At 63.1% G+C, this 14267-nt stretch carries 18 protein-coding genes; 9 read left to right on the top strand and 9 right to left on the bottom strand.

Annotated features, from left to right (window positions below; all coding sequences use genetic code 11):
• Positions 1 to 80 precede the first annotated feature (80 nt).
• Entirely contained in the window at positions 81 to 680 is a 600-nt protein-coding gene (locus OKA05_RS04175; RefSeq protein ID WP_264485845.1) for a 3'-5' exonuclease, read from the bottom strand.
• 150 nt (positions 681 to 830) lie between these two features.
• Between OKA05_RS04175 and OKA05_RS04170 the strand changes: the two genes are divergently transcribed.
• The 6 genes from OKA05_RS04170 to frr all read left to right on the top strand — a co-directional run bounded on the left by OKA05_RS04170 (position 831) and on the right by frr (position 5243).
• Positions 831 to 1658 carry a hypothetical protein gene (locus tag OKA05_RS04170; RefSeq protein WP_264485844.1) on the top strand — a complete coding sequence of 276 codons (828 nt, stop codon included), beginning with the start codon at positions 831 to 833 and terminating at the stop codon, positions 1656 to 1658.
• A gap of 41 nt (positions 1659 to 1699) precedes the next feature.
• The gene (locus tag OKA05_RS04165) at positions 1700 to 2332 is read left to right on the top strand and encodes an adenylate kinase family protein (RefSeq protein WP_264485843.1); all 633 of its coding nucleotides are present in this window, start codon (positions 1700 to 1702) and stop codon (positions 2330 to 2332) included.
• Positions 2329 to 3261: a methionyl-tRNA formyltransferase gene (fmt, locus tag OKA05_RS04160; protein WP_264485842.1), complete on the top strand. Its 933-nt coding sequence runs from the start codon at positions 2329 to 2331 to the stop codon at positions 3259 to 3261. Before OKA05_RS04165 ends, fmt begins: the two co-directional genes overlap by 4 nt.
• A 46-nt stretch (positions 3262 to 3307) precedes the next feature.
• On the top strand, positions 3308 to 3847 hold the full coding sequence (locus OKA05_RS04155; protein WP_264485841.1) for a hypothetical protein: 540 nt from the start codon (positions 3308 to 3310) through the stop codon (positions 3845 to 3847).
• A gap of 64 nt (positions 3848 to 3911) precedes the next feature.
• Entirely contained in the window at positions 3912 to 4658 is a 747-nt protein-coding gene (pyrH, locus tag OKA05_RS04150; protein ID WP_264485840.1) for a UMP kinase, read from the top strand.
• 18 nt (positions 4659 to 4676) lie between these two features.
• Positions 4677 to 5243, top strand: coding sequence for a ribosome recycling factor (gene frr, locus OKA05_RS04145; protein ID WP_264485839.1), 567 nt, complete (start codon positions 4677 to 4679; stop codon positions 5241 to 5243).
• Positions 5244 to 5252: 9 nt separating this feature from the next.
• Here the strand turns inward: frr and lipB are convergent, their stop codons facing one another.
• The 8 genes from lipB to OKA05_RS04105 form a co-directional block, all read right to left on the bottom strand.
• Positions 5253 to 5876 (bottom strand): lipoyl(octanoyl) transferase LipB, encoded by a 624-nt coding sequence (gene lipB / locus OKA05_RS04140; RefSeq protein ID WP_264485838.1) that lies wholly within the window; start codon positions 5874 to 5876, stop codon positions 5253 to 5255.
• A 97-nt stretch (positions 5877 to 5973) separates the two neighbouring features.
• Positions 5974 to 6477 (bottom strand): crossover junction endodeoxyribonuclease RuvC, encoded by a 504-nt coding sequence (gene ruvC / locus OKA05_RS04135; RefSeq protein WP_264485837.1) that lies wholly within the window; start codon positions 6475 to 6477, stop codon positions 5974 to 5976.
• A 3-nt stretch (positions 6478 to 6480) separates the two neighbouring features.
• Positions 6481 to 6783, bottom strand: a complete 303-nt coding sequence (locus OKA05_RS04130) for a hypothetical protein (RefSeq protein ID WP_264485836.1) — start codon at positions 6781 to 6783, stop codon at positions 6481 to 6483.
• Positions 6780 to 6998, bottom strand: coding sequence for an addiction module protein (locus tag OKA05_RS04125; protein ID WP_264485835.1), 219 nt, complete (start codon positions 6996 to 6998; stop codon positions 6780 to 6782). Before OKA05_RS04125 ends, OKA05_RS04130 begins: the two co-directional genes overlap by 4 nt.
• A gap of 82 nt (positions 6999 to 7080) precedes the next feature.
• Positions 7081 to 7398, bottom strand: coding sequence for a hypothetical protein (locus tag OKA05_RS04120; RefSeq protein WP_264485834.1), 318 nt, complete (start codon positions 7396 to 7398; stop codon positions 7081 to 7083).
• Between the two features lie 6 nt (positions 7399 to 7404).
• Complete coding sequence (locus OKA05_RS04115) at positions 7405 to 8604, bottom strand: DEAD/DEAH box helicase (protein WP_264485833.1); 1200 nt, start codon at positions 8602 to 8604, stop codon at positions 7405 to 7407.
• A gap of 67 nt (positions 8605 to 8671) precedes the next feature.
• Positions 8672 to 9538: a hypothetical protein gene (locus OKA05_RS04110; protein WP_264485832.1), complete on the bottom strand. Its 867-nt coding sequence runs from the start codon at positions 9536 to 9538 to the stop codon at positions 8672 to 8674.
• The gene (locus OKA05_RS04105) at positions 9535 to 10005 is read right to left on the bottom strand and encodes a hypothetical protein (RefSeq protein WP_264485831.1); all 471 of its coding nucleotides are present in this window, start codon (positions 10003 to 10005) and stop codon (positions 9535 to 9537) included. The genes OKA05_RS04110 and OKA05_RS04105 overlap by 4 nt, the downstream gene beginning before the upstream one ends.
• A gap of 348 nt (positions 10006 to 10353) precedes the next feature.
• On the opposite strand from OKA05_RS04105, the gene OKA05_RS04100 reads away from it, so the two are divergent.
• From OKA05_RS04100 to OKA05_RS04090, 3 genes are read left to right on the top strand one after another with little or no spacing between them, the layout of a single operon-like run.
• Positions 10354 to 11016 carry a sigma-70 family RNA polymerase sigma factor gene (locus tag OKA05_RS04100; RefSeq protein ID WP_264485830.1) on the top strand — a complete coding sequence of 221 codons (663 nt, stop codon included), beginning with the start codon at positions 10354 to 10356 and terminating at the stop codon, positions 11014 to 11016.
• Positions 11003 to 13657 (top strand): SUMF1/EgtB/PvdO family nonheme iron enzyme, encoded by a 2655-nt coding sequence (locus tag OKA05_RS04095; RefSeq protein ID WP_264485829.1) that lies wholly within the window; start codon positions 11003 to 11005, stop codon positions 13655 to 13657. The genes OKA05_RS04100 and OKA05_RS04095 overlap by 14 nt, the downstream gene beginning before the upstream one ends.
• Entirely contained in the window at positions 13650 to 14057 is a 408-nt protein-coding gene (locus OKA05_RS04090) for an OsmC family protein (RefSeq protein WP_264485828.1), read from the top strand. Before OKA05_RS04095 ends, OKA05_RS04090 begins: the two co-directional genes overlap by 8 nt.
• Positions 14058 to 14267: the final 210 nt, after the last annotated feature.

The following is a 14267-nucleotide window of genomic DNA, read 5'->3' as shown; positions in this document are numbered from 1 at the left end:
TGAGACCGAGGGAAGCATGGGTGAAGATCGCTTTTCCGGTGGCTTCCGCGGTGTCACCACCGCGCCTACGGAGAGCCAGGCTAGCGCCTGAGGCGGTGCCAAGTGGCGGTGTCCGGCCGGAGCAGGGTATCGAGCGGACGTCCGGCGAGGTCGTGGTGGGCGATGAGGTGCTCAAGCAGCAACAGGGACGCGAGGGCGTCGTAGAGAGCATCGTGCCAACGGCCGCCGGAATGGTGGGATTCGAGGACCGGAGCGAGACCGCAGCCTTCGCAGAGGGCGGAGAGGGAGTGGTCGGGCAAGTCCGGCCACGCGGCGCGGGACAGCAGCAGGGTATCGACCCACGGGCCGAAGCCATGACCGGGGAAGGCCCGCAGGAAGCGCTTTTCGGTGCCCTTGCCGTGGGCAACGACGACCGCCCCGGCGAGGTGCTTTTTCATTTGGGGCCACAGGGCGAGGAGGGGGGGGGCTCCGTGGAGGTCTTCATCACGGATGCCGTGGACCTTGCGGGCGGACCAGGTAATGGGGGCGTCCGAGGCGAGGTAGGACATGAAGCGCTCGCCGTGGCCCGCGGCGGGCGACCAGGTGGCGAGGCCAACCTGCACCGGGACATCGGTGCGGCCGCGGGCGGCACCCGCGGACTCGAAGTCGATGGCAGCAAAGCGGCAGTCCCCGATGGTCACGGGCGGAAAGGCAGCATGGGCGCAGGCGGCTTGGCGATGGGAAAAGCAGCGGATGGGGGCTTGCCAAGGGCGGCCGGGTCGCGAAAGTTCCGGCGCTCCCGAATGGCGGATCGCCGCATACCCCTTTGGCTCTGGCCAAATTTGCTCAGCTTGGACGCACCGATCGTCGCCATGGTGTGGCTGGGGATGTTTGCCCGGGTGTGGCGGGTGGAATACTTGGAGTGGCAGAACTATCTGGCCCTCGGGCTGGCGGTCTGGGTGATCTACGTGGTGGACCGCTTGCTGGATGTGAAGCTGTTGCACTCGGACGATCCGCGGCTGGGACCGCGGCACGCATTCGTGAAGCGGCACCAGAAGAAGCTCGGCTGGCTGGCATTGGCGGCATTAGCGGGCTCGGTGTTCATGGCGTTTTTCGTGCTGCCGTTCCGATTGATCGGTCTGCCGATGGAAATCGGCTACCTCCTGCCGGCGGGGATCCTGACCTTCGTGTTCTTTTCCTTGAACCTGGCGTCCGCGGGAAATCCGGAGATCCCCCACCTGCGGAACCTCCTCGCTGGCGTGACCTTTTCCTTCGGCACGGCGATGCTCGCTCACTTGCACATCGGCTCGGAGGGGGTATTCCACCTGTTCCAGTCCCGGGAGATGCTGTGCTTCGCCCTGCTGTGCGCGGTGAATATTTCCGCGATTCACTTCTGGGAGCAGTCGCGGCAGTCGCGGGACCAGGACTTTCAGGCGGCGCATGAGTTGGCGCTGACCTTGCCGCTGGCGGTGTTGGGCGCGGCCTGCATCCTGTCGGCGGGGATGGATGAGGAGACCACGCGACGGCCGTTTTTCTATGCGGTCCTGATTGCGGCGGCGCTGTTGTTCGTGCTGAACCGCCAGCGCGAGCGCTTCTCCATGGATGCGCTGCGAGTCCTGGCAGATGTGGCGTTGGTGGCACCGTTCCCGGTTTTCTGGCTGCTTTCGAGTGCCACATAGCGCTTGCTGCGGCTAGCCGCGGTGCCTATGTCACGCGTCTCATGTCGAAGGCAGTCGATATCAAACGCCCCGCTTTCCTGATCCTCGGCGCGCCGGGGTCGGGCAAAGGAACCCAAGGAAAAGTCCTCGGCTCGATCCCGCGCTTTTTCCACTGCGCCTGCGGGGATGTTTTCCGCTCGCTCGACACCCGCACGCCGCTCGGGCAGCGCTTCGTGCACTACTCGAGCCGCGGCGAATTGGTGCCGGACGAATTGACGATCGAGCTGTGGAAGGCGCAGGTGGACAACTGGCGCGAGTCGCACGTCTACAAGCCGGACATCGATTTCCTGGTGCTGGACGGCATCCCGCGCAATGTGCCGCAGGCAGAGATGATCTCGGAGTTTTTGGAGATCCATCAGGTCTTCCATCTTTCCTGCCCGGATCGCGAGGAACTCGCACGGCGCATGCGCAAGCGGGCGCTGAAGGACAACCGGATGGATGATGCTTCCGACCGCGTGATCGCCCAGCGGATCGCGACCTATGAGGCAGAAACGAAGCCGATCTTGGAATACTACTCGCCGGCGCTGGTGACTGACATTGATGCGACGCATCCGCCGGTGCAGGTGCTGAACGACATCATTTCCAAAGTGGTATCGCTGCCGATCTATCAGGAAACCGCGAAGGTGGTGGTATGAGCGGTGCGGAAGTCCGGGTGGTGTTTTTTGGCAGCGGTGAGATCGCGATCCCTGCATTCCGCCGGTTGATCGCGGACGGGCCCCGGCCTTTGGCGCTGGTGACGCAGCCGGACAAACCGGCGGGGCGGCATCGCGACCTCACGCCACCGCCGATCAAGCGGGTGGCCTTGGAGGCGGGTATTCCGGTCCTCCAGCCGGAAAGCGTGCGCGATGAGGCGAGCTTGGACGAGCTGCGCGCGCTCGCGCCGGACGTGATCGTGGTGATGGCCTACGGGCAGATCTTGCCGAAGGCGCTGATCGCCATCCCACGGGTGGCTTGCATCAACCTGCACGCGTCGCTTTTGCCGCGGCACCGCGGGGCCTCCTGCCTGCAAGCGGCAATCGACGAAGGCGATGCCGAGACGGGAATCACGGTGATGCACGTGGTGCCGAAGCTTGATGCCGGCGACATCATTCATGCGCTGGCGACGCCCATCGGCGACGAGGAGACGGGTGGCTCGCTGCACGACCGGATGGCGGATGTGGCGGCGGAGGCCTTGGCCCAGGCATTGCCGGGGATCTTGGACGGATCTGCAACGCGGACGCCGCAGGACAGCGAACTTTCGACCTACGCTCCGAAATTGGACCGCGAGCACGGCCGGATCGATTGGACGTGGGACGCGCAGCGGCTGGCCCGGCGCATCCGCGCCTACGAGCCGTGGCCGGGGACTTGGACGACCTTCGAAGGCAAGCGCGTGAAGATTTTCCCGGCAAAGGCAGGGCAGGGAACTGTGGGCGAACCGGGTGTCCTGACGGTGGAGGAGGGCGAGGCCCGGGTCGGCTGCGGGGACGGTTTTCTGGTGCTCGGAGACATTCAGCCGGATGGCTCGCGGCGGATGCCGGCGCGGGACTGGGTGAAGGGACTGCGCAGTTTGCCGCGGTTTGTCTGATCGCTGGCTCCTTGTTTCTCCCGCGCTTCAGGGCATGCTGTCGCCCGTGAAACCGCTGCTGCTCTTGCTTGCCCTTGCCGTGCCCCTCGCGGCCACGACCATTTCCGTGGTGCCCGTCCACGAGCCGCTCAGCATGCACGGGACGGATGTCGATGAAGGCATCACCGAGACCGGAGAGGCGTTGCAGGCCACGGTGGCCGCCCGCCCGATGGCGCTGACCGGGGCATTTCCAGAGGTGCTCGTGGATGCGATCCGCAGCCCGCACAAACTCCCGACCAACAATCCCAACTACAAGATCGAGGAGGTGAACCTGCTCGTCCTGTGCAACATCGGGATCACCGCGGAGACCAAGGAGGACGGCCTGCACGTGGCGCTGAACGTTTCGCAGCTCGCCGTGCCGGAAGGCGTGGACCTCACTGCCCGGCAGGTGTTGAAGCTCGCGCTCGTCGCGATCCGCAAGACCTTGGAAGACTATCAGCGGCCGCAGTCGGAGCCGCTCCAAGTGCAAGTTGCCATTGCGGGCGTGGATGATGGCACCGCTTCGTTGAAGGACTTGGAGACGACCTACAAGCTTGGCGGCGAGTGAAACCGCCTTTTGCCTTTTCAAAAGCCGCGGCAGCCTGTTTGGATCGCGCAACGCCAGCCATCGAATGAGTTCGTCCCCTCCCCGCTATAAAAGAGCCATCCTGAAACTGAGCGGGGAAGCCCTCCGCGAACCCGGTAGCACCGACAACATCTCACCGGAGATCGTCGAGCGAATCGCCCGCGAAGTCCGGGAGGCCTTGGCTCCCGGTGATGTCCAGCTCGGCATCGTGGTCGGTGGCGGTAATTTCTGGCGCGGTGCCTCCGCCAGCGCCCGCGGCATGGATCGCGCCACTGCGGACTACGTCGGCATGCTGGCCACGGTGATGAACTCTCTCGCACTTCAAGGCTCGCTCGAGCACCACGGTGTGCCCTGTGTGGTTCAGTCCGCCATCGAGATGAAGAACGTCGCCGAGACCTTCATTCGACGGAAGGCCGAGCGCCACCTCAACGAAGGCCGCGTGGTGATCTTTGCCGCCGGCACCGGCAGCCCGTTCTTCTCCACCGACACGACCGCCGCGCTGCGGGCCAGCGAAATGAGCGCGAATGTCGTCTTCAAGGCCACCATGGTCGATGGCGTTTACGATTCGGACCCGAAAAAGAACCCGAACGCCAAGAAGTTTTCCCGCGTTTCCTTCCACGACTGCATTTCGAAGCAGTTCAAGGTGATGGACGCCACGGCGTTCAGCCTGTGCATGGACAATCACATCCCGATCGTGATCTTCGATCTTGGGGAAGTGGGCAACATCACCCGTGCGCTGCGCGGCGAGTCGATCGGCACCTTGGTCAACGGCGAGGAGACCGTGGCCGCCTGAATTTTTCTACCATCCGCAATGGACCCGGAAACCGCTATTCTAGAGACCGAAGATGCCATGGAAAAGGCCGTGGAGTACCTGCAACACGAGTTTGCCACGGTACGCACCGGCAAGGCTTCGCCTGGCCTCGTGGAAAACATCGACGTGCACGTGCACAGCTACGGCAGCACGATGAAGCTCAAGCAGCTTGCGATGATCACCGCGCCGGAAGCGAGGTTGCTCGAGGTGAAGGTGTTCGATCCCGCCACGACTCAGGATGTGGAGCGTGCGATCCGTGAATCGCGCCTCGGCCTGAATCCCGCCGCTGCCGGTATTTCGCTGCGCATCCCGATCCCGGAACTTTCCGAAGAGCGTCGCTTGCAGATGGTGAAGCTCATCAAGCAGATCGCCGAGGAAGCCAAGGTCCGTGTGCGTTCCAGCCGCAAGGAAGGCATGGACGCGGCCAAGAAGATGAAGGCCGACAACGTCCTCACCGAGGACGGCCAGAAGGATCACGAGACCGAGGTGCAGAAGCTGACCGACAAGTACGTCAAGGTCATCGACGAAGTCGTCGCGGCGAAGGAGAAGGAAGTGATGAAGGTCTGACGGGCGACGTCAGCTTCGCGCGAACAGCTTTTCGAATTGGGGGACAAAGGCTGCGGCGAATTCGTCCACCGTCACCGGCTTGCGAGCTTCCTGGGCCACGCTGCTCATGATCACGCCGTCGATCCCGCATGGCGTGATGGCGAAGAACGGCAGCAGCGACTCCGGCGTGATGTTAATCGCGAAGCCGTGCATGGAGATCCACTTCCGTACGCCCACGCCGATCGAGGCGAGCTTGCGGTTCTCGACCCACACGCCGGTCAGTCCTTCGCGGCGGCCGGCGGGAATGCCGAAGTCATGGCAGGTGAGGATGAGCGCTTCCTCGATGCCGCGGAGGTGGGCGTGGAGGTCGCGGTTTCGCTCGCGCAGGTCGAGGATCGGGTAGCCGACGAGTTGGCCAAGGCCGTGGTAGGTCGCCTGGCCGCCGCGGTTGGTTTCGAAGACCGGAGCAGGGAGAGTCGAGGGGTCCCGGAGCGACGATTGGTCGCGAAGCCGGCCGATGGTGTAAACCGGGGCGTGTTCTAACAGGAAGAGCGTTTCTTCCCCGGAACCGTTGAGCAATGCGTCCACGGCAGCGTCCTGTCTCTTCAGGCCGTCTTCATAGCCAATGCCGGAGCCGAGGTGAATGGTTCTCATGCGCCTCGAATTACGATGTACGTAGTTCCGGCTTCAGCCGGACAATAGTGGTCGGGAATAAGTCCGGCTAAAGCCGGGACTACATGCAGCTTGGGAATCATACCTGACGTCGTTCGAGCATTTTTGCCTTGAGCGGATCGGACGCCTGTAGGTGCGCGAGGCCGATGGCCAATGCGTCCGCCGCGTCGTGCGGTGGCGTTTCGGGAAGTCCTAACAGCGCCCGCACCATGAAGGCGACCTGCTGCTTGTCCGCCCTGCCTTTGCCGGTGACGGCCATCTTCACCTTCATCGGTGCGTACTCATACACCCTTAGGCCCGCGTCGGCTGCGGCGATGAGCGCAGCTGCGCGTGCGGCACCCATCGAGATGGCGGTGCGATGCGACTGCACGTAGATGATTCCTTCCACCGCCACTTCGTCAGGCTGGTGCTTCTCGATCACATTCCGCAAGTGCGTGCGGACCGCGGCCAATGCGGCTGATTGCGGCAGGCGATCGGGGATTGATATCACATCGAATGCGAGCGCCACCGCCTTATGCCCGTCGCCCTCGACGACGGCATAGCCGGTATTTCGCACCGCGGGGTCAATGGCGAGGACACGCATGGATTAGAACAAGCCTTTGAGCTTCCGCTCAATCCATTTGGGATCCCGCCGGAGATCCAGAACAGCACGGACGAGTGCCGTATGATCCTCCAGTTGATAGTAGATTGCGTAGGGAAAGCGCTTTGAAAGCAGGCGGTAGAAGCGAGTGAAGTGGATGGAGTGAATGCCCGCGAAAAGCTGGAGGGAATCGATATCGGAAAACAAGGAATCGAGGAAGTAGGCACCTAGCCCTGTCTCTTGCCCTTCGTAGAAACGGAAGCCTTCACGAAGATCGCGCAGCGCCGATGGCTGGACATCGATTCTCACGTCAACTCATCGCGCAGTTGTTTCTTGGCCGAGTCCCAAGGGATGAACTTTTCCTCGCCGGACGCGGTGAGACGTTCTCTCTCTGCGAGGACATCGCCATGCCAATCCGGCGAAACAATTTCGTTCTTCTGCGCGGAAAGGTCCTGCCAGATGTCCTCCATGAGCCGGAGCTTGTCGGCAGTGGTCATGGTTTCCAAATCGACTGTCGTCGCCATGGCGGAGTTTCGCTCGTCTCGGCGCGGGAATCAACGCTGCTTTTCAGCAGGGCCGAGGGCGAGGATGCGCATGAGAACTCTGTTAGCTGGAGTGGCCTTCGTTGCGAAGCTTCTTGAACATGAGCAGGGTGCGAAGCTCGTTCTGCGCGGAGACCACCGTGGCCAACTGCTGAACGCTCATGGACACCATCAGCGGAACGACAAAGGCCATCGGACCTACCTCCCGACTCTTCATGTAAACACCAATTCCCACGAAGAAGGTAAAGAAGAACACCGCGGTCGCGAACCAGTGGAGGACCAGCGCCCTGCGCCGGTCCTTGGTCAGCGAAGCAAGACGACTTTCGAGCAGCTCGGGGTTCTCGAGCGCAGCCACAAAGCCTTCGTCCTTCGAGAGGAACATTTGGAACTACCTCCGCTTCTTCTTCCCGCCCATCGGCTTCTTGCGGATCGGCTTGGAAGGGGAGTCGTCGAGGAGCGCGGTGTAGATGTAATCGAAGCCCTCGAGCTTCCGGCGCGGGATCTTCTGGTCGACGTAGATCTCAACCGACTTCGCGTATTCCAGTTCGTCGGCGGTGAGGATCGTGAAGGCGTCGCCCTCGGCCTCGGCACGGCCGGTACGGCCGATGCGGTGGACGTAATCCTCGGCGTTTTCCGGGACGCGGTAGTTGATGACGTGGGAGACGCCGGAGATGTCGATGCCGCGCGCGGCGACGTCGGTGGCGACGAGCACTTCGAACTCACCGCTCTTGAAACCGGCGAGGGCCTTCATGCGGTCCACCTGGCTGATGTCGGAGTGCATCGCAGCGACCTTCTCGTGGCCGCCATCCCGCTTGATGAGCGCGCACACTTGGTCGGCCTCCTTGCGGGTGCGGGTGAAGATCATCACCGAGTGGTAGTCGGTCTTGCTAAGCAGCGCGATGAGCAGGTCGTCGCGCTGGTCCATGGAGACCGGATAGAAGGCGTGGGTGACGGTGGAGGCGACCGCGCGGCGGGCGATTTCCACGCTGATCGGGTTGATGAGGCACCACTGGGCGAAGGTCTGAATCGCCGGCGGCATGGTGGCCGAGAAGAAGAGCGTCTGACGGCCTTCCCACGGGCAGAGGTTCACGATCTTGCGGACCTGTGGAAGGAAGCCCATGTCGAGCATGCGGTCCACCTCGTCGAGGATCAAGGTCTTCACCTCGTTGAAGCGCATGGTCGCACGGTAGAAATGGTCAACCAGGCGGCCGGGAGTCGCGACCACGATGTCGGCACCGTTTTGAAGGGCCTTGAGCTGATCGCCGAAGCCGACGCCGCCGTAGAGCAGGGCGACTTTCAGGCCGGTGTGCTTGCCGTATTTCTCGAATTGCTCGGCCACCTGATGGGCGAGCTCGCGGGTCGGCTCCAGCACCAGGATCTGCGGCTTACCGAGAGGCTTGAGCTTACTCAGCGTGGGCAGCGCGAACGCCGCCGTCTTGCCGGTGCCGGTCTGGGAGGCCCCGATCACGTCGCGCCCTTCCAGAATCAGCGGGATGGCCTGGGCCTGGATCGGCGTGGGGTTTTCGTAGCCCGACTCCGTTACGGCTTCGAGAACGGCTTCGGAGAGGCCTAGTGTGTCAAATCCCATGTGTGCGGGGATTGCGTAGGGCTCAAGCCCCCCACGGTCAAGGGACGAGTACCCTGTAAGAAAGAACTTACGTGGCGGCAGGCCCGGCGGGCGAGTGGATCAGCAGGCATTCCTCCAACAATGGTTGCAATTCCTGCAGCAGGGGGTGGCCCTGCACGAATTCGCTCCGGTAGCGTGTTTCGACCCGCTTGAGGGCGAAATCGAGGTCGGCTTTGACCAGATCGTTCACGTCGCCGCGAATGACCGCAACCAAGAGGCAGTATTGCCCGCAGCGGACCAGCGTGCGCCGGCCTTCGCCCAATTCGAAGCCGAGCAGCAGCGCGCCGGATTCGTCCCGCACCCGCAGCGCGAGCTGGCGCGCGAACGAGCCAACCTTCCTCGGATGGGCGTGACGCACGGGATCCGAGCTGGCGTAGGAGATCAGCGAGAGCTTGTCGCGATCGAGCAGATAAACCTCCTCCACATGGAAGCGGCGGATCTTGTCGGAGAGGATTTCGTCGTAGCTTCGGCTGGTGAAGAGCGCCTGCAAGCGCCACAGGGCCCGGTGACTGACCCCCGGTGGCTGAAAAGGGCCACCGTGGTGCTCGGCCAGGGCGCGGCGGAAGGTCGAGCGCAGCATTGCCTCCAGTGAGGCATCGTCGCGGAAGGATTCACCGGCCATGGCCCCGGCCACGAGAGGGGCGATCGCAATGCGGAGGTCCTCGTCGGTGAAATCCACCGGAGGGCTTGGCATCGGCGGCGTTTTTGGCGGCACCGGCATGTCCTCGGCAGTGAAGCGGGCGAAGTTGCCCAGCTCCGGCAGAGGTATGCGGCGGGGGGCCTCCGGCTGCGGACTGCCCGGCACGGGCAGGCTTTCAACGGAAAGGCCCGGTCGCGTCGAATGGCCGGACATGCCCTCGAGCGGCGCGGGCAGGGGAGGAATGGCGGTGGTCATCGCTCACCACCTTCCGGTTGGCCGGCTTGGAGCGCGGCGGCTTCGGCGATCGCCCGGGCGGCGTTGGCCAGTTGCAGGAAAGACTCCTGGAGGTGAGCTTGGTCGGAGCGACCGCGGTCGGAGGTCTCGACCTTCGAATTCACCCACTCGCGGGTCTTGTCCAGTTCGCCCCGCAGTTCTGCAATCAAGTGTTCTTCGCGTTGGTGGAGATACTGGCGGAATCCTTGGTTCCATTGATCCAGCCAGCGGGTGAAGCGTTGTTCCAACTCCAGTTGCGCCTCGAGCCCGGAATCCGCCCGGCTGCGCGCCGCGGCTTGGATCTGGCCCGCAAGGCGGTGGGTCTCTTCGACACGGCGCGCCTTCTCGGCGTCGATCTCGTCGCGAAGGGCAGCGAACTTCTCGTTCTGCCGCTTTTCAAAGGAATCCAGCCGGATTTCGAACACATCTCCCCCGGCCTCGGTGGGCATGGGGCGCAAGTTCGCTTCCAACCGGTCAAGGCGGCGTTCGACGCAGTCCATCTGTCGGCCCACGAGTATCTCGCGGATCCGTTCGACTTGGCGTGACGGATTAATGTCGGGGGGGGCGGGGGGCATGGGGGGACTCGCTCCGTGGGTGATCCGGCGGGGGTGATTCCGGAAAGGAGAAAGCAATAAACAGCAGCAGAGGCTATGCCGCCCGCGAACGCTCTGTAAATGCCAAGATTGATCCTTAAGTTTTCTTAACTATCTCCCGCCACGAACAAAATTCCCTACGGCCGTGGAGGCTCGCGAACTCCGTGAAAGACACCCTTGATCGGGTATGGTAAGGGGGAGCCGATGTCCGACCAAGAGTACGACAAGGAGCGCGACCAAGTGCTCGCCGCAGCCTACGAGAAGACCCGCAAGAGCCTGATCGCGCGGCTGGACAATTGGGAAGACCAGAAGACCTGGGATGAGTTCTATCAGACCTACTGGCGGCTGATCTACGCCGTTGCCATCAAGGCCGGCCTGCGTCCGGACGAGGCTCACGACTGCGTGCAGGAGACCGTCCTTTCCATCGCCAAGCAGTCCAAGAAGAAGCTCTACGACCCCGAGCAAGGTTCCTTCAAGACGTGGCTGATGAACATGACCCGCTGGCGGATCAACGACCAGTTCCGCAAGCGCAAGAAGGACACCGCGATGGCGGGCGGCGAGTGGGAGGACGACCGCAAGACCGCAGTCATCGACCGCTTCGAGGACCCGAAAGGCGACATGCTTTCCCGGCTTTGGGACGTGGAATGGAAAAAGAACGTCGCCGACGCCGCTTTAGCCCGTGTGAAAGCACAGGTGTCGCCCAAGCAGTACCAGATTTTCGACTGCTACGTCGTCCGCCAGTGGGACGCGAAGAAGGTCCAGGACCACCTCAATGTCAGCATGGCCCAGGTGTACCTTGCGAAGCATCGCGTGGGGGCTGTCTTGAAAAAGGAACTCGCTCGACTGGAGGAGGATGCCGACGAATAGGCCGCGCCCTGATCCGGTCATTCCCGACCACGAGGTCCTGCGGAAAATCGGCGGCGGGGCCTACGGTGAAGTTTGGCTCGCACGAGGCGTGACCGGTGCCCTGCGTGCGGTCAAGGTCGTCTGGCGTGAGGATTTCGAGGACGAGCGCAGCTTCGAGCGTGAATTCGAGGGCATCCTCAAGTTCGAGCCGATGTCCCGCGATCACCCGGGGCTGGTCAATATCCTCCACGTCGGCCGCAGCACCGATGGTGTCTCCTTCTACTACTACGTGATGGAGCTGGGGGATGACGTGCTCACCGGGCGCGACATCAATCCCATCGAGTATGAGGCGCGCACTCTGCGCAGCGACGTGAAACGCGTCCCGGGCAAGCGCCTCGACACCGAATTCTGCATCGATGTCGGCGTGCGCCTGGCGGAATCGCTGCGCCATCTCCACGACAATGGCCTGGCGCACCGCGACGTGAAGCCGGCGAACGTGATCTTCGTCGGAGGGAAGGCGAAGTTAGCCGATATCGGGCTGGTCGCCACCCGTGGCCAGCGGACCTTTGTCGGCACCGAGGGCTTCGTTCCGCCGGAGGGCCCGGGTTCGGCGCAGGCGGATGTCTATAGCCTCGGCAAAGTTCTCTACGAGATCGCCAGCGGCAAGGATCGCATGGATTTCCCGGAACTGCCGGACGACATGCCGCCGAAGCCGGAGCGCAAGCGCTGGCTCGCGCTCAACCAGATCATCTGCGACATCTGCGAACCGCAGCTTTCCAAGCGCCGCGTCTCCACTGCGGGCGACCTCGCCGATGCGCTGCGCCGCTTGCAGGAGGGGAAACGGCGCAAGCGCCGTCGTCCGGTGGGCGCGTTTTTCGCGACCGTCCTCACGGCCGCGGCACTCGTTTTCGGCACGTGGGAAGCCTTCAAGGGCAGCCCGTGGATGAGCTTTTCCAACCAGTTCGCGAATCTCCTGCCAGAAGTGGGAGGTGGAACTCCGCCCCCCACGGGTGGCGGAGAGGTGAAGAAGCCGCCCGCCCGCGCGCTGATCAAGGTCAACAGCCGGCCCGAGGGCGCGGTGGTCATCGACTCGAGCGGGGAGATCCTGGGGACCACTCCGACCGACCTCATTTCCTCCCACGTCGGCGAACAGGTTTCATTCCGGCTTGAGAAGGAAGGCTTCGCGCCTGCCAGCTTGCAGGCCGAGGTGCCTGAGTCCGCATCGGAAGAGCCGCTTTTGTTAGAAGCGGAGCTGAAGATCTTTTCCCCACCCCAGCCGAACGAGCCGTGGGTCGATCATCTCGGGCAGCGCTACGGTCCGGTGGGCGAGGGGCACCAAAGCCGCCGTCCGGTGGGTCAGGAGGAATGGGAGCGCTATCGCGCGGCGAAGGAGCGTCCTGCGGATGTGGCCGAATTTGTCGAGGTCGAGGAAGACGGCATCAAGCGCAAGGTCGTGGTGACCAGCGAGGGGGAGGCCCAGGCGTTCTGCTGGTGGCTCGCGGAAACCGGGATACAGGCGGGCTTCCTCACGGTGAATCACCAGGGCCGCCAATTGATGGACGTGACTTTCTCAAACACCGGCCTGAGCGAGCGTGCCCGCAAGGAGAACTTCCGGCCCTTCCGTTGTCGCGTGGAGCCGATCCCTTTCGCCAAGATCGTGCTCACCACCGAGCCTGCCGGTGCGGAGGTCTTCCTGAAGGCTGCTGACTCCGCCTTTAACAGCAGCATCGGCCTGACCAATGGCCCGCTCACCTCCGACCCCTTGCGGCCCGCGGGCTATGAGTTGCTGGTCTTGTTAGAAGGCTACAAGCCGCTGTCCCGCAAGGTGACCCTCAAGTCGAATGAGACGCTGGAACTCCACCTGAAGCTCCAGCTCAACAACAGCGTGGTGATGGAGAAGCCGTGGGAGAACGGGCTCGGCATGAAGTTCGTCCCGCTCGGCGCGGATCTCATGGCCTCCATCTGGGAAACGCGGGTGAAGGACTACGACGCCTTCGTCCGCGCCCGCAACCTGCCGAATCCTTCCACGGACTTCCAACAAGGGCCGGATCATCCCGTCGTGTTCGTTTCCCGCGAGGATGCCGAGAGTTTCTGCGCGTGGCTCACGGAGGTCGAGCGCAAGCAGGAACGCCTGACGCAGGTCCACGAGTACCGCCTGCCCACGGACTACGAGTGGAGCCTGATGGCCGATCTGAAGGAGCCGATCGAGCTTTCGCCGGCGAGGCGGGACACCCTCCGAGCCAAGGTTTTCATGTGGGGGGCTGCATGGCCGCCGGGAGTCGGTGGCGTGAAGGTCGGCAACCTCGCCGATGCCACGGCCTCGATCATTTTGCGCGCCGAGCGCGTGATCCCCGGCTACAACGATGGCTTTGAGAAGACCGCGCCGGTCGGCTCCTTTCAGCCCAATGCCCTGGGGATCTACGACCTCTGCGGCAATGTCCATGAATGGGTCTCGGACAACTACAGCCCGACCTCTCCCTCCGCCGTGCTGCGCGGCGGAGGCTGGAATACCTATCAGCCGCAGAACCTCTACATCGGCGCCCGCAATACCCAGCCGAAGGAATTTCGTGACAGCATCTACGGCTTCCGCGTCGTGCTTGCCAAGGTGCCGCCGATTCCCGAAACCTCGCCTGCCGAAAACGGCACCACTACCGATGGTTGAAATCAAGATCGACTACCAGGGCGACCTCCACTGCTCCGCCCTTCACGTTCCGTCCGGCACCACGCTCGAAACCGATGCGCCGGTGGATAACAATGGCCGCGGTGAATCCTTTTCTCCCACCGATCTCGTCGCCACCGGACTGGGGGTCTGCATGGCCACCGTCATGGGCATCGTCGCCAAGCGGAAGGAGATCCCGCTCGAAGGGCTGAAGGTCGCGGTAAGGAAGTATATGACCACCGAGACGCCGCGGCGCATTGCCAAGCTGGAAGTGGATCTCGATATGCCGCTACCGGCGGATCATCCGGAGCGGCGGATGTTAGAGAACACGGGGAATGGCTGTCCTGTGCATCACAGCCTGCACCCGGACATCGAGGTGGTGCTGAATTGGCGGTGGCAGTAGGAGCAGTAGCTATTGACGGGCGGAGGTCACTCTCGCCCTCGGAAGACGTTCTTTTTCGCATACATTAAGGCCTGAGCAACTCGGGGCCGACAATATTGGGAGGGACTTCCATAGATCTCCCATTCGTAGGCGTCTCCGTGTTCCATTGTCCGACACTGCAGGGCAATTACACGGGGACTTTTCAACAGGCTGCTAGCCGCGGAAGCGTGA

The organism is Luteolibacter arcticus, from assembly GCF_025950235.1.
Lineage (GTDB): Bacteria > Verrucomicrobiota > Verrucomicrobiia > Verrucomicrobiales > Akkermansiaceae > Haloferula > Haloferula arctica.
Note: the sequence above shows the minus strand (reverse complement) of the source record. Positions and strands in the feature narration are given on the sequence as shown.

Bases quoted from the DNA above. Each gene is read 5' to 3' on its own strand.
- OKA05_RS04120 (WP_264485834.1), bottom strand. From the start codon at position 7,398: ATGTTCCTCTCGAAGGACGAAGGCTTTGTGGCTGCGCTCGAGAACCCC.
- frr (WP_264485839.1), top strand. From the start codon at position 4,677: ATGGACCCGGAAACCGCTATTCTAGAGACCGAAGATGCCATGGAAAAG.
- OKA05_RS04100 (WP_264485830.1), top strand. From the start codon at position 10,354: ATGTCCGACCAAGAGTACGACAAGGAGCGCGACCAAGTGCTCGCCGCA.
- OKA05_RS04165 (WP_264485843.1), top strand. From the start codon at position 1,700: ATGTCGAAGGCAGTCGATATCAAACGCCCCGCTTTCCTGATCCTCGGC.
- OKA05_RS04105 (WP_264485831.1), bottom strand. From the start codon at position 10,005: ATGCCCACCGAGGCCGGGGGAGATGTGTTCGAAATCCGGCTGGATTCC.
- OKA05_RS04090 (WP_264485828.1), top strand. From the start codon at position 13,650: ATGGTTGAAATCAAGATCGACTACCAGGGCGACCTCCACTGCTCCGCC.
- ruvC (WP_264485837.1), bottom strand. From the start codon at position 6,477: ATGCGTGTCCTCGCCATTGACCCCGCGGTGCGAAATACCGGCTATGCC.
- OKA05_RS04125 (WP_264485835.1), bottom strand. From the start codon at position 6,998: ATGGCGACGACAGTCGATTTGGAAACCATGACCACTGCCGACAAGCTC.
- pyrH (WP_264485840.1), top strand. From the start codon at position 3,912: ATGAGTTCGTCCCCTCCCCGCTATAAAAGAGCCATCCTGAAACTGAGC.
- OKA05_RS04110 (WP_264485832.1), bottom strand. From the start codon at position 9,538: ATGACCACCGCCATTCCTCCCCTGCCCGCGCCGCTCGAGGGCATGTCC.
- OKA05_RS04115 (WP_264485833.1), bottom strand. From the start codon at position 8,604: ATGGGATTTGACACACTAGGCCTCTCCGAAGCCGTTCTCGAAGCCGTA.
- OKA05_RS04095 (WP_264485829.1), top strand. From the start codon at position 11,003: ATGCCGACGAATAGGCCGCGCCCTGATCCGGTCATTCCCGACCACGAG.
- fmt (WP_264485842.1), top strand. From the start codon at position 2,329: ATGAGCGGTGCGGAAGTCCGGGTGGTGTTTTTTGGCAGCGGTGAGATC.
- lipB (WP_264485838.1), bottom strand. From the start codon at position 5,876: ATGAGAACCATTCACCTCGGCTCCGGCATTGGCTATGAAGACGGCCTG.